The 26188-nt window shown below is 36.4% G+C and carries 26 protein-coding genes and 2 pseudogenes; 12 read left to right on the forward strand and 16 right to left on the reverse strand.

Annotated elements, in window-relative coordinates:
• The first annotated feature begins 137 nt into the window (after positions 1-137).
• The 5 genes and pseudogenes from BK009_RS03850 (at position 138) to BK009_RS03870 (ending at position 4065) form a co-directional block, all read left to right on the forward strand.
• Positions 138-827, forward strand: coding sequence for an endonuclease/exonuclease/phosphatase family protein (locus BK009_RS03850; RefSeq protein WP_100909093.1), 690 nt, complete (start codon positions 138-140; stop codon positions 825-827).
• 169 nt (positions 828-996) lie between these two features.
• Positions 997-1585: pseudogene (locus BK009_RS12835) on the forward strand (DJ-1/PfpI family protein).
• Positions 1586-1744: 159 nt separating this feature from the next.
• Complete coding sequence (locus BK009_RS03860) at positions 1745-2308, forward strand: YdeI/OmpD-associated family protein (protein WP_100909094.1); 564 nt, start codon at positions 1745-1747, stop codon at positions 2306-2308.
• Positions 2309-2750: 442 nt separating this feature from the next.
• A complete protein-coding gene (locus tag BK009_RS03865) occupies positions 2751-3143 on the forward strand; it encodes a GNAT family N-acetyltransferase (protein ID WP_236951031.1) in 393 nt (130 codons plus the stop codon).
• A gap of 148 nt (positions 3144-3291) precedes the next feature.
• Positions 3292-4065: a class I SAM-dependent methyltransferase gene (locus BK009_RS03870; protein ID WP_100909096.1), complete on the forward strand. Its 774-nt coding sequence runs from the start codon at positions 3292-3294 to the stop codon at positions 4063-4065.
• A gap of 230 nt (positions 4066-4295) precedes the next feature.
• Here BK009_RS03870 and BK009_RS03875 read toward each other — a convergent pair whose 3' ends face one another.
• Both BK009_RS03875 and BK009_RS03880 read right to left on the reverse strand, forming a co-directional pair.
• The gene (locus BK009_RS03875) at positions 4296-4853 is read right to left on the reverse strand and encodes a transposase (protein WP_100909097.1); all 558 of its coding nucleotides are present in this window, start codon (positions 4851-4853) and stop codon (positions 4296-4298) included.
• 263 nt (positions 4854-5116) lie between these two features.
• Complete coding sequence (locus BK009_RS03880) at positions 5117-5605, reverse strand: helix-turn-helix domain-containing protein (protein WP_157809705.1); 489 nt, start codon at positions 5603-5605, stop codon at positions 5117-5119.
• A 68-nt stretch (positions 5606-5673) separates the two neighbouring features.
• Between BK009_RS03880 and BK009_RS03885 the strand changes: the two genes are divergently transcribed.
• Positions 5674-6720, forward strand: a complete 1047-nt coding sequence (locus tag BK009_RS03885; RefSeq protein WP_232728027.1) for a site-specific integrase — start codon at positions 5674-5676, stop codon at positions 6718-6720.
• A 183-nt stretch (positions 6721-6903) separates the two neighbouring features.
• On the opposite strand, the gene BK009_RS03890 is transcribed toward BK009_RS03885, so the two are convergent.
• The 3 genes from BK009_RS03890 to BK009_RS03900 are packed head-to-tail and all read right to left on the reverse strand — an operon-like array spanning position 6904 to position 11640.
• Positions 6904-7305 carry a hypothetical protein gene (locus tag BK009_RS03890; RefSeq protein ID WP_100906220.1) on the reverse strand — a complete coding sequence of 134 codons (402 nt, stop codon included), beginning with the start codon at positions 7303-7305 and terminating at the stop codon, positions 6904-6906.
• Complete coding sequence (locus BK009_RS03895) at positions 7302-7910, reverse strand: hypothetical protein (protein ID WP_100906219.1); 609 nt, start codon at positions 7908-7910, stop codon at positions 7302-7304. The genes BK009_RS03890 and BK009_RS03895 overlap by 4 nt, the downstream gene beginning before the upstream one ends.
• Before the next feature lie 4 nt (positions 7911-7914).
• A complete protein-coding gene (locus BK009_RS03900) occupies positions 7915-11640 on the reverse strand; it encodes an Ig-like domain-containing protein (RefSeq protein WP_100906218.1) in 3726 nt (1241 codons plus the stop codon).
• A gap of 888 nt (positions 11641-12528) precedes the next feature.
• On the opposite strand from BK009_RS03900, the gene BK009_RS03905 reads away from it, so the two are divergent.
• From BK009_RS03905 to BK009_RS03915, 3 genes are read left to right on the forward strand one after another with little or no spacing between them, the layout of a single operon-like run.
• On the forward strand, positions 12529-12753 hold the full coding sequence (locus tag BK009_RS03905; RefSeq protein WP_157809497.1) for a hypothetical protein: 225 nt from the start codon (positions 12529-12531) through the stop codon (positions 12751-12753).
• 48 nt (positions 12754-12801) lie between these two features.
• Positions 12802-13050, forward strand: coding sequence for a tetratricopeptide repeat protein (locus tag BK009_RS03910; protein WP_100906216.1), 249 nt, complete (start codon positions 12802-12804; stop codon positions 13048-13050).
• The gene (locus BK009_RS03915) at positions 13034-13390 is read left to right on the forward strand and encodes a tetratricopeptide repeat protein (protein ID WP_100906215.1); all 357 of its coding nucleotides are present in this window, start codon (positions 13034-13036) and stop codon (positions 13388-13390) included. Before BK009_RS03910 ends, BK009_RS03915 begins: the two co-directional genes overlap by 17 nt.
• A gap of 185 nt (positions 13391-13575) precedes the next feature.
• On the opposite strand, the pseudogene BK009_RS03920 reads toward BK009_RS03915, so the two are convergent.
• The 11 genes and pseudogenes from BK009_RS03920 to BK009_RS03970 all read right to left on the reverse strand — a co-directional run.
• Positions 13576-13995: pseudogene (locus BK009_RS03920) on the reverse strand (IS1595 family transposase); the annotation flags it as partial.
• A 13-nt stretch (positions 13996-14008) separates the two neighbouring features.
• The gene (locus BK009_RS03925; RefSeq protein ID WP_100905792.1) at positions 14009-14467 is read right to left on the reverse strand and encodes a transposase; all 459 of its coding nucleotides are present in this window, start codon (positions 14465-14467) and stop codon (positions 14009-14011) included.
• A 95-nt stretch (positions 14468-14562) separates the two neighbouring features.
• Positions 14563-15399 (reverse strand): dTDP-4-dehydrorhamnose reductase, encoded by an 837-nt coding sequence (gene rfbD / locus BK009_RS03930; RefSeq protein WP_100907841.1) that lies wholly within the window; start codon positions 15397-15399, stop codon positions 14563-14565.
• 192 nt (positions 15400-15591) lie between these two features.
• Entirely contained in the window at positions 15592-16785 is a 1194-nt protein-coding gene (argJ, locus tag BK009_RS03935; RefSeq protein WP_100907842.1) for a bifunctional ornithine acetyltransferase/N-acetylglutamate synthase, read from the reverse strand.
• A 166-nt stretch (positions 16786-16951) separates the two neighbouring features.
• Complete coding sequence (locus tag BK009_RS03940) at positions 16952-17278, reverse strand: hypothetical protein (protein ID WP_100906210.1); 327 nt, start codon at positions 17276-17278, stop codon at positions 16952-16954.
• Between the two features lie 106 nt (positions 17279-17384).
• The gene (locus BK009_RS03945) at positions 17385-18593 is read right to left on the reverse strand and encodes a hypothetical protein (RefSeq protein ID WP_100906209.1); all 1209 of its coding nucleotides are present in this window, start codon (positions 18591-18593) and stop codon (positions 17385-17387) included.
• Complete coding sequence (locus BK009_RS03950; protein WP_100906208.1) at positions 18594-19616, reverse strand: NYN domain-containing protein; 1023 nt, start codon at positions 19614-19616, stop codon at positions 18594-18596.
• A 4-nt stretch (positions 19617-19620) separates the two neighbouring features.
• The gene (locus BK009_RS03955; protein WP_100906207.1) at positions 19621-20367 is read right to left on the reverse strand and encodes a metallophosphoesterase family protein; all 747 of its coding nucleotides are present in this window, start codon (positions 20365-20367) and stop codon (positions 19621-19623) included.
• The gene (locus BK009_RS03960) at positions 20368-20721 is read right to left on the reverse strand and encodes a nascent polypeptide-associated complex protein (RefSeq protein ID WP_100906206.1); all 354 of its coding nucleotides are present in this window, start codon (positions 20719-20721) and stop codon (positions 20368-20370) included.
• A complete protein-coding gene (gene tgtA / locus BK009_RS03965) occupies positions 20721-22688 on the reverse strand; it encodes a tRNA guanosine(15) transglycosylase TgtA (RefSeq protein WP_100907843.1) in 1968 nt (655 codons plus the stop codon). Before tgtA ends, BK009_RS03960 begins: the two co-directional genes overlap by 1 nt.
• 117 nt (positions 22689-22805) lie before the next feature.
• Positions 22806-24071: an MnmC family methyltransferase gene (locus BK009_RS03970; RefSeq protein ID WP_100909099.1), complete on the reverse strand. Its 1266-nt coding sequence runs from the start codon at positions 24069-24071 to the stop codon at positions 22806-22808.
• 285 nt (positions 24072-24356) lie between these two features.
• On the opposite strand from BK009_RS03970, the gene BK009_RS03975 reads away from it, so the two are divergent.
• The 3 genes from BK009_RS03975 to BK009_RS03985 all read left to right on the forward strand — a co-directional run bounded on the left by BK009_RS03975 (position 24357) and on the right by BK009_RS03985 (position 26183).
• Complete coding sequence (locus tag BK009_RS03975) at positions 24357-24938, forward strand: flavodoxin family protein (RefSeq protein ID WP_100906203.1); 582 nt, start codon at positions 24357-24359, stop codon at positions 24936-24938.
• Positions 24939-24987: 49 nt separating this feature from the next.
• Positions 24988-25713 carry a glycosyltransferase family 2 protein gene (locus tag BK009_RS03980; protein WP_232728028.1) on the forward strand — a complete coding sequence of 242 codons (726 nt, stop codon included), beginning with the start codon at positions 24988-24990 and terminating at the stop codon, positions 25711-25713.
• Between the two features lie 128 nt (positions 25714-25841).
• A complete protein-coding gene (locus BK009_RS03985) occupies positions 25842-26183 on the forward strand; it encodes a DUF2304 family protein (protein ID WP_100906202.1) in 342 nt (113 codons plus the stop codon).
• Positions 26184-26188: the final 5 nt, after the last annotated feature.

Raw genomic sequence — 26188 nt, forward strand, 5'->3', positions numbered from 1 at the left:
AAGGACGGCTAAGTTTATAGGAAATGCCGGCTATAGTGAATTTGTTGGTTATGATTCATGGGCTAAAAATAGAAAAAAGTTTTAGAGCCCCTTAAAAAGTCAGAAATAGAAATTTAGTTTAAGATTGAAGGTGTATTATGAAATTAATATCTTTAAATTTACGTTTTGGTGGTCAAAAAAGAACACCCCGAATAATAGATTACTTGTTAAGTGAAGATGCTGATTTGATGGTTCTTACGGAATTTATGATGAATGAAAAGGGTAAGGAGATAATCCGAAAAATTAGCCAGAAGGGATATAACATTAAGCCATCAAATGATGATGGTAGCATGGGGTCCTTTATTGCCAGTAAAAGTGATTTTGTAACTAAAAGTGTGTTTGATCGGTGGATTGAAGTTTATATTCCTAAAAATGATTTATATGTATTGGGAGTGTACGTTCCTGACCAACCAGGAGCAGAAAAGAACATATTTTGGAAGAGAATTTTAGAATATGCAAAAAACAATATAGAGAAAAATGTTCTAATAACCGGTGATTTCAATAGCTGCACTAAAGAAGATTCTTCCAATGGTACTGAATATTATGCTAAGGAATTAATGGAATTAGAAGATTTGAAATACATTGACCTATGGAAGAACTATTCTAAAGAGGGTTCTCCTAGATATACTTGGTTTTATCATTCAGGAGAGGGCTTTAGATTAGACTATGCATTCATTTCCCCAAAGCTTGCTGCGAGTATAGATGAGATAATAGTATACCATGATTTTAATGTAAGGGAAGCAAAGATTTCTGATCATTCACCATTAATCCTTGAATGTTCATTCTAAAGGGATTCACCCTATTAATTAACCCATTTTTTGAATTTCTTCCTTGGTTTCTAGCAGGATTCTTTTAAATTCTTTCCCCACCACCGTTAGCGGTAATGCGGGGAGATATGACGGAAATATGTTGGATTGATAACTTTTTTGTTCCGGAAATAAGACACAAAAAATATTTTTGGATAAATTAAACACATTAGCAGATTGGGAAATCTCATTTTTAACTAGTGAATTAGTTAGTAAACGATATTTCAAAAATCAAAATGAAGATGTCACTATATTAAAGGTTGGATCTACTAAAGCACCAATTAAAACCATGGGTGGAATGATTATAAATCCAGATATTACTGTTAATGAGATGGATACTAATATAAATGATTTATTAATATTGCCTGGAGCTGATACTAATAATAAAAGTAGCAAAAGATAGAATTGAAAAAGGTTTAAAAATTGCTGCAATTTGTGGAGCAACTGGTGCTTTAGCAAAAGCTGGTGCCTTAAATAATAAAAAACATACAAGTAATGATATAGAATATTTAAAAATGTTCTCTCCTGAATATACTGGCGAAGCTTATTATGTTAATGAACCAGTGATTAAAGATGAAAACTTAATAACAGCTTCTGGATTAGCCCCAATTGAATTTACATATGAGATTATTAAACAGTTAGATTTATTTAGGGAAGAAACATTATCCGCCTGGTATAATCTATATATTAAAAAAGAACAAAAATATTTTTATGAATTAATGAGTTCATTAAAAAAATAATCGGCTAACAATGGTTTCAAGCGGACCTGCATCTGAAAATGTAGGTGATAAAAGTTTTTTTTGTGGTGGTAAAAGCTGGTTGTGGAGTGGCTCGCCGCTTAAACCTATGATAAATAATAGATGAGATGGAAGTACCAAGGATAGTATGGTAAGCCAATAATGGAAATAACTCAAACGTTGTACGTCACCAATCGAGATGATTGGCGAAATTGGTTGAAAGAGTATTACAGAAGTGAGCAAGAAATCTGGTTGATCTACTACCGGAAAGATGCAGGGAAACTGCGCATACCGTATAACGATGCAGTCGAAGAAGCACTCTGTTTTGGGTGGATAGACAGCATTATGAAAAATCTGGATCATGAGCGGTTTGTACAGCGGTTTAGTCCCAGAAAGACAAAAAGTGATTATTCGCAAACAAACAAAGAAAGGCTAAAGAGGCTCATTAATCAGGGCAAGATAATCCCGGAAGTCTTGGACAGTTTATCTGAAGTCGATTTGGATGATTTCGCTTTTCCAACCGATATCACAGCAGCCATCCGAGAGAACGAACAAGCTTGGGAAAATTATCAAAAATACTCTGAATCATATCGGCGGATACGAATTGCTTACATTGATGCGGGTAGAAAAAGACCGGGTGAGTATGAAAAGCGCTTGAAGCATTTCATCAAGATGACAGAGAAAGACAAGCAATTTGGCTTTGGGATTGAAGATTACTACTACTAAGTGAAGAATTGCTGAGAAATACTGTGCGGGCTAACCCCGGCTGCACAAGACCGGGATGATCGCCCGTTGAAACCGCGATACACATAAAAGCAATTTTAAAGAATATTGAAAAAATTTATTAACAAAAAAGTTAGTTCTATTTTATTAAAATTTTAAACGATAAAATTAAATTATCAAATAACGGGCGCGAAACCGAAACTTTTATAAAGAAAAGTAAAACTGGTTTAGCTAACATAAAGGGCATTCAAGTAAAAGTAAGCTTAAGTGTGCGGTCTATTAAATAAAATTGTTCTAAAGGTACTGCCGGCAGCTTAGCCGCAAGGTCGTTAGCGGTAATGAGGGGCGATACAACGGAAAATAAAACTTATCAAATTAGGAAACAACAGATATGGTTAAAATAGAAAAAATTATGGAAAATAAGAAACAGTTCCTGGACTTATTGTTGTTGGCAGACGAGCAGGAAAACATGATTGACAAGTATTTACCTGACGGGGACTTGTTTGCTTTATATGATGATGATTTGAGGAGTGTTTGCGTGGTAGTGCCCATAGATAGCAGGAACTGCGAGTTGAAAAACATAGCGACATATGAGAAATATCAGGGCCAGGGGTATGGTCGAGCATTGATAAATTTCATTTCTGATTTCTACAAAAAGGACTACCAGACAATGCTGGTGGGGACTGGTGAAACCCCGGCAATCTTGTCGTTTTATGAAAGTTGTGGATTTCGAAAGTCACATCGGGTGAAGAATTTTTTTACAGACAATTACGACCACCCCATGTTCGATGGGGACATACAACTTGTGGACATGATTTATCTTAAAAAGGATTTATAGGAATAACCGGAAATGTATTAACCCAGCATTTTAGTCTCAGGGGGATAGATGTGAGTTCCACCATTCGCATCGTTCTATATACGCGACCTTAGTGGCAATCATGAGCACTGATAATTGACAAAAATTAAAATTAAGGGGGATTAGTTTTATGAGCGAAAACCAGACCATTCACGAATTTGACTTGAATATTATTTATGATTACTTCGGGAATACCCAGCGACAAGGACCAGGAAGTCCGGAAATTACGCTCAAAGCACTGAGTTTTATAGGTGGTCTTACCGCTGAATCCAAAATTGCCGATATTGGTTGCGGGACCGGCGGTCAGACAATGGTGTTGGCCCAAAACACAGCCAGCGAAATCATCGGTGTTGATTTATTCCCGGAGTTTATCCAACAATTTAACCAAAACATCCAGAACCAAAATCTTATGGGTAGAGTGCAGGGTGTCACTGGTGATATGAAAGATCTTCCCTTTACAGAAGGAGAATTGGACTTGATCTGGTCGGAAGGTGCGATTTATAACATTGGATTTGAACGTGGATTAAGCGAGTGGCGAAAGTTTCTTAAAACCGGTGGATATATTGCAGTTACCGAAAATACCTGGTTTACCCAGGAGCGACCCGTGGAGATTGAGGACTTTTGGCAGGAAGCCTATCCTGAAATAGACACCATATCCCATAAGGTTGCTCAAATGGAAAAAGCAGGTTATCTTCCCATTGCTACCTTTGTGGTTCCCGAAGATTGTTGGACCTATTATTATGAAGTTCAGCATCCCCAAATGCAGGAGTCTTTACTGGAAAAGTATAAGGGCAATAAATCCGCAGAAGAATTCATAGCCTATCAACGGTATGAGGCAGAGTTATATCGTAAATACAAAGAATATTATGGGTATGTGTTTTATATTGGGAAAAGAATTAAATAAATGACTGCCTTTAACCAGTGGTCATATGCCCTAGGTTTTTAGTTGTATATCAATCACATCGAGGTTGGTAAAGGGGTGTAAGATGTCACTGGGAAATCCCCTACGGCGGGGTTTTTAAAGGAAAAATAATATTAGGGGGAGGGAATTATCACTGATGATTTTAAATTTATAAATAATCTTTGTCAAAATTACTTCTTTAAAGTAAAATTATAGTCTACGACATTAAAAATTTAACAATTTGTTTTTATAATTTTTTTTATCCATCCTTCGTATAATGTTTCATTTCCGACTATTTCATTGTAGTAAGATTTAAATTTTTGAATTAAGAATGTTTCATCTTTTATATAGATTTTAGACAGTTCACGTTTTATTATTCTCCAAACTTGTTCTATAGGATTTAGTTTTGGAGAATATGGGGGTAAAAGTATTAATTGGATATTAAGGATTTCACAAGCTTTTTTAGCTAATTGTGCTTTATGAACTGGATAATTGTCTAAAATTATTACAATTTTTGTTTCTTTTTTTAATTGACTTATAATTTCAGAGTTTTCTAAATTTTTAACAATATTTTCCCTTTGTAATTTGTCAATTATTCTTTGATTCTTTTTATTTTCATTTTCTAAGATAATCCTCATTTTTTTCTTGATTTGTTCGATATTTAAATCTTTTTGAGGTGTGAAAAAATCGTCAATAATATGTTTAAATTCAGTTTTATCAAGGAAATCTGCTTCTAAAAGCGTTTTTAGATGTGTTTCATCAATGTTAATATTATTTAAAATGGAATTCAATTTAGATTTGCAATATGGGTTGTTTGAGTTTTGAATTCTAATTTTAACTAGAAAATTGATAAAATCAAATGTTTTAGATCCTTTGGGAAAGTCTATTAATGATTTGCCGTTTGCTGACTGGAATCCTATTCCTGTAACTGAAAATTTATCTGGATTTTTCTTTAAAATGTTTTTAGTTCTTTTTTTATACCAAATACGGCCTGAATTACCAATATTTTGGCATGCTGTCTGATCTAAAAATCCAATTATGCTATTTTCAAGATTTATTCCTCGAAGTTTTTTTTAAGTGATTCTTCAGCATCTTCTGGCATTTTTGAATATATCGTATAAGGTTTACCATATCCAAATTTTAAATCTCTTAAAATTCTTTCCACCTGTCTAATACTGTATTCAACATTAAATTTTTCTTTTATTAATTCTAAAACCTGTTTAGAGCTATAAATCTTATTATCAATGATAATTTCAGATAATTCTTCTTTTTGCTCAGGAGTAAGTTTCGATTGACCCCCACTACCAGATTTTCTGCCTAAAGAATCATATCCACCTTCATTCCATTGATTTAACCAATTATGCCCAGTAACTCTTGTAATTCCCAGTTTTTTACAAGATTCTGTGATAGAAACATCATGATAAATATCATTTATGAAATACAACTTGTTTAAAACTTTTACATCCTGTTCCAACTTCTTTATTCTAATTTGAAGCTCTTCAACACTCGTAAAATCCTTATTTATAGTTGGCTTTCTATTCATATAAATAAATATAAAACCCACCATATATAAAATTTTCTATGTCGTTAACTATATCTCAAATTGAATTAATGGATAGAAAAGTAACTTTAAACTTACTCAGATACAAAAAATTCCTTATTGATGACGGGAAGGCTCCAAGCACTATTAATTTAAATTTTGCTGCTATCAAATCTTTTTATAAAGCTTTTCAGATTATTTTGCCGGAAATTGTAATGGATAAAGGGGATCTTGGTCTTGAAAAAAATCAAGGTAAGAGATTAAAGAAGAAAGATATTCTTAAAATGATTGGTGTTGCATCACCTCGCGAAAGAGCACTGATCTATTTAATGGCTTTAAGTGGTATGGGTCAACAAGAAGCTCGTAATCTTACTATAAAAGTCCTTTTAGATTCTGCCAGTGAAGCTATTGATGTTGACATGAAAAGTCTTGATGATCTTTATTCTCATGAAGAACTAGTTCTAAAAGAGGTTTTAATTCTTACAATTAGAAGAAAAAAGGTTAAATATCGTCACCAGACCTTTTCACCACCGGAAGTTACTCGTGAATTAATAAATTACTTAAAAGAGAGATGTTACGGGAGAAATGAAAATATCAGGGTACATAGTATCTATGATAAAATTTTTGTCAATAAACATGGTGGAGAACTTAGCTGTGATAGTATAGTAACAAATTTTAGAAGAACTGGTCAAGAAGCTGGTTTTACTAAAGAAAATGGTAGTTATTCTTTTTGGAGAAGCCATGCCATGAGAAAATACTTCATCAGTAAAATTATTAATAAAACCGGTGAAAAAATAATTGCAGATTACATGGCAGGTCATAAAATAAGTGAACAGGACCGTACTTACTGGATGGCCAATCCGTATGATTTGAAGAAACTTTATTTAAGAACATTGCCTCTTCTTTCCATTGATAATGCAAAAGTTAGGGATGTTGACAGTGATGAGCTTAAGATTGTGGAGGCAGATTCAAAAAGGAAAGATGAAAGGATAGAAGCTTTAGAAAAACGTCAAGAAGATTATGATAAACAGCAAGATTTTGTTGACCAATTATTGCATAATGAAGAGTTTAGAGAAAGATTTTTTGGGCATAGTAGTAGCAATGGAAATTTGAAATAATTTTAATTATAAATTGTAATAAATGTGTCACCTTTAAGGCTATTTTTGTTATAAAACATATTAAAAATTATTACTAAATTTCATCGTCTATTTTTGTTAAAGCCAATTTATATTCCTGTAATACTTTAAATTCGCTCCACACTCACATTCCTCAGTGAAGTCATAGGGTAAGTCTTTTTTATTCTAATTTTCCATAATATAGGTGGTGGCAGTGAATATTACTCCATAAATAATTAGTATCGAAGAAAATAAGGGGTCTCCGGTTAAGAAAATATTTAACAATGCCGTGATTGGAATAATTGCAGATATGAGTAAAATTAAGATAATAAGCATTTCTTTAGGGGCCGGAAGATCTTCTGTTCCTAAATTCTTTTTTAAAACCAGAAACACAGGGATCGCGCTCAAAGCCATTAAGAGGAGTACTATTTTTATAATCATCACATAAGAGAGTGTTTCTTGTTGTAGTTGGCTTATGGAGGTATTGACACCAACATCTGGGAAAAGATAAAGAGTAATTATCCTCTGAATAACTATAAAATAAAATAGGGCCAAGAAAACTATGATAAACTTTTTATTTAGTTTCATTTTTTCAGGAACCCTTCAAAGTTATTCTGTCCTTTTTTTTCATATATTAAACCTTCATAATCATCATGACGTAATTTAATAGGGAACATATCTGGATCTAAATTGTTGTCATTGCAAAAGTGGACTCCAAAGTCAATTAAGGATTGTACAGATTTTTTTAGATCTTCATCATGTCTTTCCCCTAAAACCCTTCTTCTTCGTGGAATCGTGACTGAAAATAATACATATAATAGAGGTAAACCAACTATAAACACCATTAAACAGATTTGTAATATACTTAGCGAATAAATAAATGCAATTCCAAGAGTAATTGCCACTATCAGAAATACAACAAAGGATAAGTATATAAAAGGAATTACCATCTCTTTTGAATCAATTTTAGTATCATTACGGTAATTATGCATTTCTTTTTTAATTTTTCGATTTATTTCAGGGTTATTTTTTAAAAAATAAGATTTATGGCCGGATTTAAACAGTAATTCTAAAGTCCCAGTAAAAGATAAAGTACTAACTCCCAACATTATTGGGGGGCGTAAGGAATCCAATTCCATTATATAACCTTCTAAACCATCCAACACTTTATTTGAATTAATATTTCCTGCCATTATATCAACCTTTTGGACGATTATACATATAATATGTGAGTATAATTACTAAAATTGGTCCTAGAATAACAATTGCAATTAAGAAAAATAGGAGTAGTGATAGCCCTAATCCTAATAATCCTATTACACTAAACAGTGCCCAGAATAAAAGACCAACAAACCCTATGCAAAAAAATATTGTAATTACATCCCCTAATATTAGTAAAATCTCCAAAATTAGTTTTAATAAAGGTGTCCCATCATTGGGATCTGTGGATTCATCTGCACTTCCAGTTGAAGCATCATTTGAACTTCCTGTTGATGATCCAGTTGATGAAGATTCAGTTGATGAAGATCCGTCCACTGGTTTATTATTTGAACTTTCTGGTTCTGAAGGTTTAGTTAAAGGATTTTTCACATTTAGATTTTGGTATACATAATATGTCAATGATGATTCAGCTTCATTACCAGCATAATCGAATGCTTTTAATTTTACAACATAGTTTCCAAGTGGGATAAGGTATGGGAAATTTAATTGCAGAATCCACTGATTATTTGAGTATTTTAAAATATTTTCAGAACCATCTTCTAAATATGCATGGATTTCTTTTGTATCAGATGAGGATTGAGCCATAACTGATGTAATTGGCCTAGAAAAGTCAATATACTTAAATTTATTTGGAGTTATTGCTGCAGTTATCGTCGGTGGTGTATTATCTATGGTTAAGTTGATTATTTTGGTGTTTTGGTTGTCTGCATCATCGGTAGCTGTTATTAAAACTGGATAGATTCCGTCGGGAAGGTTGGGGATTATGGTTTCAATATTCCATTCGCTACCCGAGTCCCATTTAAACCAGTCTGACCATTTATTAAACCAATTCAAGTTGAAGGTATTTCCAAAAACAGTGGCTGTAACTTTTACTGTATCGTCTGGCACGAAATATGATCCTGTGGTACAAGAAACCCCTATTTTTAGTGTGTCACTTGATTTTATAGGACTGGGTGTGACAAACACGGAAAAATTAGGTGGAGTATTATCCACAATAAAACTAATAGAGCTCTCTGCAGTGATTATGGTTGTATAATCTGGCCTAAACCAGCCAATTCCATATAAGCAAGTGATATAAATTGTTTTATACCCATCTTCTAAAGTGGGAACGGTGTAATTAAGGAGCCATGATCCATTGGTTTGTTTTTCTAAATTCATGGATTTTGAAGGTTTTGATACATAAACATAAACTTTCCATGGATCCGGATTCACATTAACTGTTAAAATTAAATTATCTCCTGACTTTAGTTTGGTTGGGGACACAGTGGGAGTTATGGTGGGGATTATGTTCACAACTGAGAAATTGATTGTTTGGTTTCCATGGTTTCCTGACCAGTCCTGAGCAGTTAATAAAGCGGTGTAACTTCCTTCTTCCAACCAGTCGAAATACCAGCTAGCCCATGTCCCATCTTCTTGGCGGTTGAGAATATAAACATTACCTAACACTGATGCGGTAGCACTGATAACATCAGGGTCAGAAGATGCTTGGAAATAAATACATGGTCTACTTGGAAATACCCTATTTATCATGTTGGTATGGGTTACAGTTCCGGAAACAACAGGTGCCTGGTTATCTAAAGGATTAAAAACATTAAAACTGAGGGGAAAAGTCATCATATTGCCTGAAATATCTTTAGCTGTTAATATGATAGAATAACTACCATCTGAAATATAAGGAACAGTGTATTGGAGAGTCCAAGTGCCATCAGCTAGTTTTGTTAAATGGTAGGTTTGATTCAGGATCAGAGCCGATACACTAGTGGTATCAGAATCAGAAGTGGCTGTTATGGTGAGATTATCGTATGTTTTCACGGTATCTGGAGTAACTGAACCTGAAAACACTGGAGGTGTGTTATCCGCTGTGAAATAGAGGGCGGTTGTGTTTTGATTCCCGGCTTTATCAGTTGCTGTTAAAAGAATTGGATAATTTCCATCGGAAAGTTGTGGAATCCAATAATAGAGTTTCCAACCGTTATTTTCTGGGTATAAGTCAAATCTTTCCCCCAAAATTAAAGCAGTTACATTTATGGTGTCTTTGCTGGTAAGTGCATCAATAGAAATGCGATCTCCTGATTTAACTAAAGTTGGTGTAACTGTGGCTGAAATCATAGGAGGTGTATTATCCACCGTAAAATTGAGGTTAATTTGTTCTTGATTATCTGCACTATCAGTTGCAATTACTAAAACATCATACACTCCATCTGTAACAGATGACACGACATAATCAAGATACCATAAACCATCTAGCCTTTTTCCCATTTTAAATGTATTACCTAAGATCCGAACATTTACACTGATAGAATTAGGACTATAAGCTTTTACTGTTATTTGATCCCCTGATTTTACTGTTTTAGGATATAATACTGCGTAAATAGATGATAAATTATTATTATTATAATAGACAAAAATGTTCCTATAATAGTTATCGTATCCCTGAACTAAGTTGTTAGCGTAAGAACTGAATGCCACGTAATGCCCATCTCCACTTATAGCAGGATCATCGCTATTTTCGTTAGCATCTTCACCTGTGCTGGAAACACTAACCTTTTTGGTGGTTTTGGATACACGGTCATGGACAAAGATATCTACAACATTATTATTATCTCCAAAGCTTAGCAACATTTTACAAACAGCTACTTGGGCATTACCTGATACAAATGCCACATAACGTCCATCTCCACTTATAGAAGGATTATAACTATCTTCATCGGATTCTTCACCGGTACTGGATACACTTACCCTTTCTGTAATTCCTAATATCTGGTCATATATAAATACATCTTCACCAGTGGTATCATGTTCTACCAGATTATTGGCCCATGATGAAAATGCTATGTAACGTCCATCAGAACTTATGGAAGGTTCATAACTAGGACCATCTGCATCTCCCCCACTAGAAATGCTTACCCTTTTAATGCTATTCTGATTTCGATCGAAAACAAACACATCTGACTCGTTATTATTATCATTCTGCACTAAATTATTGGCATATGATGTAAAAGCAATGAAATTGCCATCTGCACTGATAATTGGTTCATAACTATCGGAGTTAGCTTCATCACCATCAGAGTGAGTGTTAATTCTTTTAATAGTGTTTGAAATTCTGTCAAAAAGAAAAATATCACTGAAACCATTGGTATCATGTTCTACAAAGTTACTGGCAAAAGAATAAAAGGCAACATAACGGCCATCGGAACTGATTGAAGATCCATAGCTTTCATCATTTCCTTCTTCACCTGTACTGGAAACACTTAGACGCTGTGTAATATTCAGTAATCTATCCCGTACAAAGATATCTGCAAACTCACCAATATCATTTTCTACCAAATTAGAAGCATACGATGTAAAAGTCACATAACGACCATCAGAACTTATAAATGGCTCATAACTATCTCCATCTCCTTCTTCACCAGCACTAGGGACACTAATTCGTTCTGTAATGTTCAATAAACGATCCCTGACAAATATATCAGAATAATAATTAGTATCATCATCTACAAGATTATTCGCATAAGAAGAAAAGGCTACATAACGCCCATCCGCACTGATGGATGGCTCATAACAATAACCATTGGCTTCACTCCCATTATTATGGATACTAACCAGTTCAGTGGTATCATTTATCGCAGTAGCAGTTCCAGTAAAAAACGCTAATATTGAAAAAAATGTTAATAAAACTACGATTCCCCTAGAGTTGCCCATGAACGTTACTCCTTAATCAATTGATGTGTGTTAATAATACTGTATTAATAATTGCAATAAAAGTTGTATTTATTACTTTCTATTAGTATTATCCATCTAACAAAAATAGAAATAATTATATAATATTTACAGCATATTTCCTTAAAATTGCAATATACTCTAAAAAATACTTTATTTTTTAATATAAACTAAATTTTACAGTTATATTAATAAATTTTCCATTTGATACTATATTTAAAACAGTCGTTTCAAAAAAGGATAAGAATGAGTATTATTTCAATAATTTCATGTTTAAGAAATTATATTATTAGGGGGATATCTTAACGATAAAACGATGCAAACCATAAAGGTACATCAGAGGTAAATAAAATAATTGGAAGGATAATAGTAGGAATTGAGTGGGAAGTTCTTTATACGGGATTAGTAGCATTAGGACAATATGGGATCCCAATTCTTGCGATTGGGGTCATATTTGCAGGAACAAATGGTGATTATCCTTCGGAAGATAGCTCAAATGATAATTTCAGTTGGTAGTGGTTATGGCTATGGCTATGGTTACAGCTATTCATATCGTCACGGTTACAGACCCCGATTTTACACTCCTGTATATGCTCCGCTTGTAACAACTATTAGTTATTGGGGAATTGGTTCTGATGGTAGTTGGAGGCTTATCACAACTACCACTACTTGCAATCCGGATGATATAAAAATCAGAAGATAAATGAAGCGTACAATCAGAGAAAAGCCCTTGAACTTGCAAAAATAGCAGGAATCATTGAAATATATCTTAATGAAAAATTATCTTGGAATCCATTAAAAGATCAGGAAGAAGTAGATGAAAAAAGAGCAAGACTTAAAGAACAGATAGAAATAAATTACGCTTATGACGTGGTTAATGTTGGCGACCCTAAAGATCCTATGCTATTAAGGTTTAGGAAAATAGTTGAAGAACGCAAAGAACAAACTAAAAAAGGTTTAAGCCAATTGAGATCATTACAAATTAAGGATGGATTGAGAAATGTGTTAGTGGGAACTGCTGGAATAACAATAACAATACCTGTGGGTTTACTTGCCACATTTGACATACTTGCCACATATTATTTAAACAACTAAACAATCCTAAATTTAGAATCATGCCATTTTATTTGAAGGAGGGTATAAATGGGATTTTTGGGCGCATACAAACAGAAATCATTGATTAAAAAGGGAAATAAGTTTTATAAACAGAGGAAATATAAAGAAGCCCTAGAATGTTACGATAAAGCCCAAGATCTAGATTTATTGAATAATCTCCTTGTATGGTGGAATAAAGGCATTGTATTCAGTAAGCTTAAAAACTATCCTAATGCAATAGAATGTTACGATAAGGTCTTGGATTTGGATCCTAATCATTTTGCAAGCTTGGTTTAATAAAGGAAATGCTTTTAGAAAACTAGGTAATTATGAAAACGCTATTGATTGTTATAATATGGCCTTAAAATTGAATCCCCAGTTGGCCGATGCCTGGATGAATAAAGGTTTTGCTTTGGCTGAATTAGAATTGTATGAAGAAAGTGTAGAGGCACTAAACAAAGTTCTGGAATTAGATCCCGAAAATTTTGTTGTTTTACACGTCAAAGGCCTAATACTTGATCTCCTAGGGAAATATCAAGAAGCAATGGAATGTTTTAATAAATCATTAGAAATAGATCCTGATTTTGAACCTGCTGTAAAAGCTAAAAAAGGGATTTTAGAGAGTAAAAAAGAATAAACTTTTTTTCTATTTTTTGACATGTAAATGTGCAGAGATAAATAAAAAAGTAATTAGCAGCCATAATATTTGTAAAAAAGGAATTTTTTTAGGTTTTGTTCTCTGTGTGAATTTTCTAGAAATTTCAATTTTATTAAATGGTGAATGATTCAAAAGTTCGCTCATCTCCCTGTAAGTGTACATTTTTATAAAATGGTTGCAAGTGCTTTTTGAAACCAGTTTATTCCATTGTTGAAAGTGAATTGATAAAATTTTACATAGGTGTTTAGCTTTTTCTTGGATATGCCTCTAAAAATGTTCAAATAGGGCCTTATTAGTGAATGTCGGTTTTCACAGTTGTTCACGTGATTGTCACCATCAGCATATTCTTTTGCAGAATGGTTGATTATATGGTGTTCTATGACCTGCGGATGTTCTTCTAGTCCACTGTAAATTGTATAGTCATCCGTAAAGGCCTTAATGGACCCATTACAGTGAGTTTCTATCTTTCTATGTATTAAAACCTTGGAAAGGTTCTTTTCAACAACCAAAATGGTGTTTCGACTTCCTCTTTCAATCATGGAGATTATTGGGGGCTTATCTTTATCATAAGTGCCTCTTCCACGTTGTTTAAGTCCTCTAGTTCTCGGATGTTTTTTTTAAACCTTTGGTGCCTGCTGATTGGTACATTTCATCAAATTCAATTTCCCCTGACAAAACTGGATCTTTGGCTTCATCAACCAAACATTCCCTGAACTCCTGAGCTAATCTATAAACGCTGTCCCATTTATGTCCTGATTCATCAGCTAAACGTTTAATGCTTTTTTTATCTAAGTTCAGGATTATGTAGAACATATCACCCAGAGGTAATTTTTTGTTGGAAAAAATGGTTCCAGTAAAGTCAGTGAAATTTTTCCCGCAAGTCTTACAAGAATATCGCTTAATGTGAGTTTTATTCAAATATCCGCGATTGTACACTTCAAAAGACTTGCATTTCGGACAATAAACCCCATCAGACCATCTTATGCATCTGAAAACCTGTAAAGCTTTATCATCGTCCGGAACCGACAACTCGCATGCTAAACTTCGATCTTTCATACATTATTATTTGAACTGCAAACTACATATACCTTTGTACACTTTCCGGGAGATGAGCGTAAAAAAAATGGAAAAAAATTTAATATTTAAGCGTTTTATAGAAGTTCCATATATTCCTTTAAAGCATCTTTATAACTTCTGATCTCAGGGAATCCTTCCATTTTCCAGTTGTAGTTATCAAGTACCGAATACAGTGGGCGTGGAGCAGGACTGCCAAAGTCTTCAGTGGTCACTGGTGTTAACTCAATGTCAATTCCCGCATTTTCAAAGATATGTTGGGCGTATTCATACCAGGAACAATGTTCACTGTTGGTTATATGGTAAATACCATAAGCAGGTTTGGTTATGAGTTGATTTATGGCCTTAGCCAGATCCACAGTGTAGGTGGGTGATCCGATCTGATCACTCACCACTGAGATGCTATCCATCTTTTCGGCTAATTTTAGCATGGTGGTAACAAAGTTAGGACCATGGTAGCCATACAACCAGGCAGTTCTGACAATATAGAATTTATCCAAAATATCGCGGATGTATAGTTCACCCTGATGTTTAGTTTCACCGTAAACACTCAGGGGATTGGTCTGGTCATATTCCCGGTAGGGATTGCCCTTGGTGCCATCGAAAACATAGTCTGTGCAGATGTAAACCAGGGCACTATCCGCTTCCTGGCAGGCCACTGCCACATTCCTGGTTCCCAGTGCATTTACCTGGTATGCCAGGTCAGCACGGGTTTCACTCCCATCAACATCGGTGAAGGCTGCGGCGTGAACCACCACATTCGGGTTGATATTTTTCACAGTTTCAATGGTTTTTGCAATGTCAGTTATATCCAGGGTGTGGATGGTAGTGGTACTAACATCATGCTCCCCAGATAAAATATCTTCCAGATCGTGACCTAACATTCCTTCTGCGCCTATAATCATTACTTTCATTTTCTCAACCTGTATAAAAATTGTTTTAAAGTTAACTGAATATTTTTTTTTAATTTTAGATTCAAAGATTTTAATTTTGGATTCAAAGGCTAAACTGATTTAGTTTTTATTTGTTTAATTCAAAGGGCTAATCTCATATCAATGATTTATATTATTCATAATATCAATTTTAATTAAAAAAATTCCCATTTTTTAGGTAGAATACTCTGAATTAATACGTACGTAATCATAACTAAGATCACAGCCATAAGCAGTTGCTTCATAGTTTCCAAGAGCCAGATCAACAATTATTTTTATTTCTTCCCTTTCCATTATACTTTCGGCAAGTTCCAGTTCTTCAGTTCCTTCAAATCCCATTATTTTCCCTTTATCTACTATATCCACAATCCGATCCCCTTCTTCCAGGCGTACACTGATGGTGTTTTCATCCATCCGGGCTCCGGAGTATCCTACTGCAGCCACAATCCTCCCCCAGTTTGGGTCGGCCCCGAAAAGGGCGGTTTTTACTAGTGGTGATTTAACAATGGATTTAGCTGCCATTCTGGCATCATCCAATGCTTGAGCACCTTTAACTTCCACTTCCATATATTTGGTTGCTCCTTCCCCATCATGGGCCATCATCCGGGCCAGTTGACTGCAGAGGTAATCCAGAGCCTCCTGGAAGTTTCCATCAATATTTCCCTTTCCGGGTCTGGACATGAGGATTACAATGTCATTGGTACTTTCATCCCCATCCACAACCACCATGTTGAAGGTTTTTTCCACTGATTTCTTTAATGCTTCTTCAAGTTCTGCAGGGCTGGCTTCAATGTCAGTGGTTATAAATGAAAGCATGGTGCCCATGTTAGGGGCTATCATACCTGAACCCTTGGTAATACCACCAATACAAATAGTCTTCCCATTTTTAAGGGTAGTTTCAACTGCAAACTCCTTTGGATAAGTATCAGTGGTCATTATAGCTTCAGCAGCATTTCTAGACGCACCAGATGAGTTTTCCAATCTACGCAGGGCATCGGTGATGAGCTTACTGATAATGGGTAGGGGTAGCTGACGGCCGATGATTCCGGTGGAGGCCACTGCAACGTGATCTAAAGGCACATCCACACCTTCAGCTACTTGTGAGGCCATGAGCTTTGCGTGTTCAATTCCTTCTTTACCAGTGAAACAGTTGGCATTACCACTGTTGGCCACAATTACTGAGAGTTTCCCATCTTTTACTGATTCGCGGGTGATAATAATAGGAGCGGCCTGAACCTTGTTCTTGGTGAATACTGCTGCAGCACTGCTATCAGGGTAATGAATAACTGCAACCCCATAATTATCTTCACAGGCACCAGCTGCCTTCACACCCTCCACTGCACATATTCCACCTTCAATTTTTTTCATATTATCACACACATTTATTTAATCTAATTTTAATCTTAATTCGGGTATTAAAATTTAACAAATAATAATTCGATTAATTAGGTTTAAATGATTAGATCAACTATCTGTTCTGTGAATAAACCACTCATTAGGCAATATCTGTTGTCTAATTACCAATGAAACCACTTTATGGTTGTGGTGTCTGATTAGTGGTTTGATTGGATGTGGGTGTATTGTTAGGAGGGTTTGTTTTCGGTTCCTCGTAAATTTCTTCCGAAGTAGAAGGAGTTGATGGTGTCTGTACTGTAGTTTGGGTATTGGTGGTGTTGGGGTCTGTGGTATTTTTCACATTGTAAACAATCGGTAAATCACTGGGTGTGCTAATATTTAAACCAGGATATTCAGTGTTTTTTAGGTTAAAACCTGTTAACATGCTGGCCCCGGTTCCGAATCCAAATGCGATTAATGATATCACCAGGGCAACTACGGCTTTTCCCTTTAATTCTTCTCTCATGATAATCAAGCCTTAATTAAATCTTGAGTGAGGTTTTTTTAAGAATAACCTCACAAAGATGCTAATTCAATTAATGTGTATGGATATTTGAGGTAATGGATTTTTATCAGGCGGTTAGTGCGTAGAGCATTGCCAGTACAATGGCAACCAGTCCAAACTCCCAGTAACCAACATTCCAACCAATGAGGGTGACCAGGAAGACAAAGACAAAGATCAGTACTACCCGGCCAGTTTTTTCCTGTATGAATTCAATAACCGAACGGCTGAATTCTGAGGGTACGTAGTAAGCATATATTCCATCTGCCAGGTCAAAAACCATCACTGGTGAATTGTTCCAGATCTTTATATCATCGGCCATTTGGGCTCTTTCACCGGCTTCACGGCGACTTTTACCAATCCCCACCCTGAGTCTTGCGCCATTGTTTAGGGCATGCCAGGATGAGTCAATTCCTGCCCGGAGTGCAGCGTCCTTGGTGGGTAGGTTGGCGATTAGGTCATCTCCACCTTCACGGTAACCTTCGATTTTACCTTTACAATCCTTTTCAATGAAATCTTTGATTTCATTCATGATCTCCACCAGCCGGTCCCGGCCCTGTTCTTCAATGAACTGGGTAGAATCAAAGGCATCAATGAATAAATAATTATCATAAACTGCAGGGGTTCCTTCCAGTTTACTAATTTTACTGGAGAATACAATGGCAAATTCACCACCTAGTTTGGTGAATCCCACTCCTGATGTTTTTCCGATTTGTTTGTTTAGGTTGATGGATCTTTCTATGGATGCGGCTCCAGTCATTCCCACTGCTGCCCTAACATCTATCTCCGATTCCATCCCCAGCTTTATGAGTTCCACACCCACCCTGATTGCATCGTTTTTGGATAAAAGCCTGGAGACTATCTCAGTATTACTCCTTTCTACAATAATACCGTTTTCTTTCTTAATGAACTGGACGAATTGGTCGATTATCTGCTTGTTACCTCCAAAAACTTCCACGTAAAGGTAACGGTCACTTCCCATTATTATGTTACTTAAAAGGGCGTATTCATTTACATCGTTTTCAGCGGATTTGATTTCAACAAATCTGCGGTTTTCAGGTATGTTGCCCCGTCCAACTTCCTTTAAAAGGTTTTGAAAGATGTTTTCTGTTGTTATGTTGGCTCTTTCTATCTCTAGGAGCATGGTACGGGTGTAGTTAACCATTTCCACATATTCTGTTTCTTTTTCATTGGTGGGATAATATTTAGTACCAATACTTAAAACCCGGTGTTTTAAGAGGAAACCAAATAACGTTTTCAACAGGTAGTTGCCTGCCATCTACTTGTCTCCTCCCTTTTCCAGATTTATATCATAGTGTCCAGGTTTTTCCATGAGCATGCTCGGTTTTACCGATACTATGGGGAACTTCCATGTTCCTAGTCTTGCTGCGACTGTGCTGGCAATGTTTCGGGAGTTTTTCTTAACAAAGGAGTAGTCGTGATCATTGATGGTGATGTTCACATCAAAGGGTGATTCCTCCAGTATTTCATCTGAATAGATGATATTCAGTTCGAAGGTCCCTGGTTTGGTGAAGAGATCATTACGAACTGCAACTAGGGGGGCGTGGTCCAGTTTCAAACGATCCCCCACAGTCACCGCGATGTTACCTGCATTTCTCACTGCATCCCGGTAGTCTCGTGGGCTGACAAGTACAAAAATGATGAAATCACTGGTTTTCTCGGCATCCTCCACCATCTTCATTACCTTATCGAATAGGGGTATTTTCATGAATACTCCTTCTATTTTGGAGTCAATTCCCTCATCACTGGTTTTGGATATGCGATCGATGGCCTCTTTAGCCACTGCGATCCCTGAAAGTTTCTTGTTTTTCTTTAATTTGTATGAATCATAACCCTTCTTCTCAAATTCAGATAAGGTTTGGTTAGAGATTTTTTGGAGGATGTTCTTAATTTTTTTAGGCTTTGCAGAGCTTCCAATAACTATATTTTCACCTTTGAAGCTGTAGGGAATTCTTCGACTGTTAATATCTCTGAATTCATCGAAGAACTCACGGAAGGCATCGTTGGATAGTATTTTCGCATCTTCCTCTTCCGCCAGGTTCAGGATGTAGTGATCCGCGTTAGTGCCTGCAGGTACCTGGTGTACCTTTTCCTCATCCAGAAGTTTATTGAATTCTTCTTTCTCATCGATTTCATGTCTGAGTGATGCATCTGCGATGAGAATAGGATGATATCCTAACTTTTCAAGGGCCTCCACTGCTTTAAGCAATTTACTTAGGCTGGGTTTTCCATCCTTTTTCCCGTAATGGGCTACGTTAGATGCATCCACAATTACCTGCAATCAATCACCTACACCTGTTTTCATACTTTGCCAGAAGGCGGGTTTCGCCATCGGCAGTGTTCAAGAGGATATCTATATTTTCTTCATCTATATTAATGGTGTTAAAGGAGGGTGTATCTTTCCCCCTCAATTTAAAGGAAGAAACTGTTCCCGCCGTAGCAAAAACAGTTTCATGAACAATCCATGTATGGGGAACATGTTTATGACCTGACAGGACCAGATCAGCATGATTTTCAATTAAAGACATTAATATATCACCAGCATCACTTAAAACATTTCTTTCACGGCCGGTACGAGGTACGGGAATGATATGATGATGTAATGCAATGATTTTGAATAATCCTTCTTTTGATGCATTTTTCATCGCATCTACCATAAAACTTTGTTGGGACCGGCCCACCTTACCATAGTCCAGGTCCGGTTCACTGCTATCCAGTCCAATTACTTTAAATCCTTGATTTTTAACCTGGAGGGTGCCGTATCTTTCTTTGAGGAGTTCCTCAAAGCAACAGTTTCCCAGATGACGTGAATCATGGTTACCCGGTACCACCAAAAGTGGTGAATGAAACTGTTCCAGATAGGAGGCCGCTTGATTCAACTCATTGTAATAGCCATTTTCTGATAAGTCACCGGTCACTATGGTGGCATCAGGACCCATCTCATTTATCTGGTCAATGGCATCCAGAATCAGTTCCTCACGAAAGGATAATGAACCCACATGCATGTCAGAGAGATGGGCGATAAATGCCATTTAACTTAACCTCAAGATAGCCTCGGCCAGATCTCCACCAGTTTCTTCCAGGGCTTTCCTGGCTTCTTCAGGGGTGACTCCAGTTTGTGTGGCTACTAAATCCACATCATCATCAGGAATTATAAGTTCTGTTTCAATCTTTCTTTCTTTGGTTTTTCCAGATATTTGGTAGGTGTCCTGACCCATGAAGTTCATCCGGTTAACCTTGGGATTGGCAATTACCATTTCCTTGTTTTTAAATTTGATTACAACTTCAGTTACACCTTTAACATCTTTCATGTCCATGCCCATTTGTTTCATGGCTCTCTGCATCTGTTTTAACTGTTTGGGGTTCATGCCTGCGCTGGGTAACATTACAAGCCTCCTTTTCGTGTCTTTACTGCTTGACCAGTGTTAAAATCAAGTATCTCCCTTCCGTTTAATATTGACTTTCCAAATGCCAGGAGTTGGTCTTGTTCATTCACTATCAATACTTCTTCCTTTGCATGGATATCTATATCACAATTTATAACGAATTTAGCAAATATACTTTTTCCTTCCCGAGCAAATGGTTCTGCATCCTCATTAACCACAACCCTGTTTTTGGGGTAGGGGAGGTATCGGTGCAGTCTGCGAGCACCCTCCTTAGCCATGACAAAAACACCATCACTAGCCCTTAAAGTGGCAATAAGTTCATCACCATCATAAACATGACGTATTTTACCTGTTTTCCTACTTTTAACTATTTTTACCTCTTCATTGAAAAGACCTTCCCCTGCACCAGTACCGAACTGGTAATCAGCGATCATTTTTATTCTTTTATGGTCATTCACCATTATTTTCAGGGGTTCTGGAAAAATATACTCATCATTCACGGTGAGGCCAAATGTTTCAGCTACCCCTTCACTGACAATGATCTGGCTAAAACCCTGGAGATATTCCTGAAGAACACCATTTACCATTTTAATTGAATCCTCATCATAATCATCTGGAGATTCGTTTTGAGCCAGGGGATATACCTGATCCAATTCCAGGGGGATTATACCAAATGGCACATCAACTACCGTGACCTGCATATCTCCCAGTGGATTTTCAACAACATCACCAATACTGTAAAACTTCTGGGGAACCTCATAAAGACGTTCAGAGTAGGGTTTACTACTGCGAGGTAGAAGTAACACACTTTTTGAAAATGGGATTCTTTTCATCCTCTCCAAGTGGCGGTACACCTCTGGTCGGTTCAAAGATTCTGGTCCGGTGTAGAAAAAAGCAGACTTTTTGTAGGGAGGATCGTATTTTTCCAGATCCACAGAGTAGTTCTTGAGACTGCGCAGTGCTTCCAGAAGGAATGGATGAGCCCGACATCGCTGTTCAACAAGTTCCCAGAGACTCCCCTCCACTATAGCCTGTCGGATCAGTCTCATCTCAGCAAAGCTCACCCTTAAATTATGTATGGCCAGTAATTCTGTTCTTTTCTCTTTATCAATCTGGCGTAATTCTTCAGGAGTGTAACTGGTGCACACCTCACAGGAACAGGGCATTTCATAAAGGTTCTCAAGTTTTAAAGTTCCATGAGGCATTAAAAGCCGATCATCTTCAGCATACAATATGTAAGCCGCTGAGTCAAATAAATCACACCCCATAGCCACGGCCAGGGCGAAGATCATAGGATGACCGGCACCCATTAGGTGGCGGGGTCTTGAATCAGGCAGATGAGTCACTGAGGACATAACCACTTCCACCAGTTCCTGGTAACGGTAGGATTCCATGAGGGGGACTACTGCCCCTATGGGGTGAACCTGGAAATCCATCTTTCCCAGTTTCTGGGCACATTCACTGCGCAGATCCGGGTAGGTGGAACCCTGTACTACCGAGTTAAGCATCAATTCTTCCCGGACCTCCAGAGCTTCCTGTGCCCTTTTTAATGTTATTACCAATTCTCTTTCAGCACGTTCTCTTTTCACAGAAGGAGGGGTGGGTATATCCAGAGAAGTTCCAATATCCGTCCCTATCTTTTCCTGGAACTTCACGATCTCCCTATTGGATACCTGAACATCACCATACTCGGAAAGCTGGAATGATCCTGAATCAGTGACAATTGGTCCCGGGAAGTCTATTAATTTGTGAACTCCCTCAGTTAATGCCTTCTCCCTTAAATCCTCATTTTTATAGATGAGGTATGCATTGGTGATTACCACCTCCGCTCCGTAATCTGAAACCGGAAGGGTTTGTTTTCCCGGGTGTATGACTGGCATGAGTGCAGGGGTTTTTATAATCCCATGGGGTGTTTTAAGGGTTCCTACTCGTCCCCGAGCATCTTTATATTTGATTTCGAAGTCCAAATTTCTCACCTTTATTAAAATATAAACAATTAATTTAAATGAATTAATGTTAATCAATAATTAGCACGTATCTTAAACTTTTACAATCAATCTTAAGTTTATATCAGAATACTGTATTTAATGATTATTTAATCTATCATTTTTAAAATTACCATTGGTAATTATCTCCAACCTTTTTTCCATCTCTTTGATCCTTGCCCGGGAAGTAGATGGCCTCCCATGGCCACAATTACATATACAATTGGAAAACTGGGGGCAGACCAGGAATCGAGATTTTAATGAATTCAAATCGTCAATACCGAATTTTTTCAGGTGTTTTAGCACTCTCCTTTTCTGGCGTTCATCATCCAGATCAGTAACCAATTTTACAGGTGTTTTAACGGTTGACGCCATTTTAGTGACTCCCCTTATTGTTATTCTTTCTACTTGTCTATTTTCAATAATTTTTTCTGCTGATAGGTTTAACTCCGGATCCCTGTAAGGTATTCCAGCATCAGATAGAGCAATCATACGTTCATCATTTTCACTTAGATCATGGGGGATTTTATTTAGATCATATGAGGCTATGGTTCCACCAGACCTTCCAATTTCGGGTCCTTCGCCAACTTCCAAACCCATATCCATGATCGCGTATCTTACGGGGGCTGCCGAAGTGTAAGTTAATATTACGCCGTCAGCTTTAAGTAAAGAACTGATTTCAGACAGAAATTCATAGCTGTATAGTTCTGGCGACTTGGCTGGACTGAATGGATCTAGAAAGACTGCATCGTATCTTCTAGTTTTCGGAATCTCAGTAACCATTTCCCTAGCATCTTTACAGTATACACGAATATTAACATGATCTGGAATCTCTTTTTCCTCCTTAGGAAATTGAAGCATACCTTGTTTAATAAGATAATTTTCAATTGCTTTTTTGACTAAAAGATGTGATTCAGAGGGGCTAGGTATTATTAATGATGCGGCCAGGGTTTCCCAAGATATTTCCACCATATCTATCTCTATCATCTCTAGTTTTACATCACTTTCGGAATACAATAGATTTTCCAGTGCAGCTGATGCATTTATTCCCAATCCACTGCATATGTCAAGAATAGCAATTTTTTCCTTATTTTCAATGCCTGATGGATTGACAAATTTTTCATTGGCCTCATAAAAAGCACCATGTCTGGTGTGCATGGTTTCTGAACTGTTATCACGCACATCTGATTGCAAAGTGTAGGATCCATCAGCAGTTTTCATCAGGTATTTTTCTATTTTAAAAACTGCATCCTGACGGGCATTTCTATCACCTTTTTTTTCTCTTTCCGACCATTCTTTAACCAGAGATATAACTCCTTCTTCAGGAATTAGAGGATTATAAAAGGGATTTTTAATGGGATTCATATGAAAAAAACTCTAAAATGTTTTGAGATGTTGAGACTTTATTTGAAATATAGGGAAAATATGAACACTAGTTAAGAAGATGTTAATATTGAATTTTAAATATGACTTAGATTTTAGTTCAAATTCTTGCTTTGGGTTTTATAAATTATATATAATCCCCGAAGTATAAAATGTAAAATATAATTTAAACATACAACTACTTAAAACTAAGGATAATATGAAAATAATCCATCTAACGGATTTATTCAAAATTTACAATATTTAGAAAATTTGGGAGTGATTTAATTGGTAAAAATCATTGGAATTGTGGGAAGCCCTCGGAAAGGAGGTAACACTACTATTTTAGTAAAAGAAGCCCTTAAAGCAGCTGAAAATGCTGGTGCAGACACAGAACTCATAAATCTAGGAAATGCTGAAATCGAGCCCTGTATTGCCTGTGATATTTGCAAATCAACAGGTGAATGCGCAATATATGATGATGTGCCAAGTATACTGACTAAACTAATAGAGTCACAGGGTATGATCATTGGAAGCCCGGTTTACTTTGGAAATGTAACTGCTCAACTTAAAATGTTAATGGACCGGTCCCGACCTCTTCGCATGGATTTTAAACTAAAAAACAAAGTAGGGGGCGCTATTAGTGTTGGCGGATCCCGTAACGGTGGTCAGGAAACCACTATATCAGCAATTCACGAATTTATGTTAATTCATGATGTTATAATTGTGGGAGATGGTGCTCCCTTAGCCCATTACGGGGGAACTGGAGTCGGTGGGGCCAAAGAGGAAGCTGGAAGTGATGAAGTTGGATTAGAAACATCAAAAAACCTGGGTGGAAGAGTGGCTGAATTAGCTATTAAACTTAATTAACCATAATAATAAATATAGTGAAATTATTGGAAGATTTGGGAGAATTAAAGTGATTTCGGATTTTGAAGTCTCTGAAGGCATATTCAGAGAACATAAAAAAGGCATTTATATTGTTATGCCGGCTTATAATGAAGAGAAAACCATAGGAGGTGTTATGAGGGAGCTGTTTTCCCTTGACCTTAATTTAATTGTGGTTGATGATGGTTCATCTGATGATACCCCTATAGTTGTAAGGGACTTCATAAAACAACACCCTGACCATGTAAATTTATACCGGCATCCTTTAAACAGAGGATTAGGGGCAGCTATTTCTACAGGAATCGCAGCATCATTAACTCATAATCCAGAAATTATTGTAACTTTTGATGCTGATGGACAGCATCATGCCCTGGATCTTATCCCACTCTGCCTGCCAATACTGCAGGGCGAGGCTGATGTGGTAATTGGAAAGAGGAATTTTAGTGAGATGCCTTTCCGCAAAAAGTTCGGAAACATGGTTATGAACATTATTACCATTATATTTTATGGAAAGAATGTTGAAGATTCTCAGTCGGGTCTAAGGGCATTTAATAAGAAGGCCGCCGAGTCATTTGAACTCCATTCCCGTGATTACGGTGTTTCTTCCGAGATCATTGGAGAAGTTAGGAGGAAACATCTTCAAATGGTTGAGGTGCCCATAACTACTATTTACACGGACTACTCACTCTCTAAGGGCACTAACACCAAGGTGGGTTTAAAGATACTAGCAAAACTCATTAAGGATATTTTAAAATAATAAAATGGCCATAAGATTAAATCAACAGTAGAATTATGTTAAATAATATTGTTATATCATATTAAATTATAAAATAAATTATAAAAACGTAAATCAATTAAAGGACAAATAAGAGGGAGCATAAAATAATGATATTATACCAGTACATTGGATTATTTATTGGAATAATCGGCATTATTGTCACTTTTTTGAGGTTTAAGGATGGGAAAATGTCTTTTAATATGCTCCTAGTATGGGCTGCTATCTGGGTGCTTTTGATTATCTTCTCATCATATCCTGACACAACATCAATTCTGGCCAGAATAACTGGAATCGGGCGCGGGTTAGATCTAATATTAATTATTGGACTAATTGGTTGTTATTATTTAATTTTCAAAATATACAACATGATTGAGAATATAGAAGAGGAAATCACCCTGCTCAACCGTGAGATAGCTCTGCAGAGAAAAGTAGATGTAAAGAAGAAATAGCGTCT

Origin of the sequence: Methanobacterium subterraneum (assembly GCF_002813695.1) — an archaeon.
Lineage (GTDB): Archaea > Methanobacteriota > Methanobacteria > Methanobacteriales > Methanobacteriaceae > Methanobacterium > Methanobacterium subterraneum.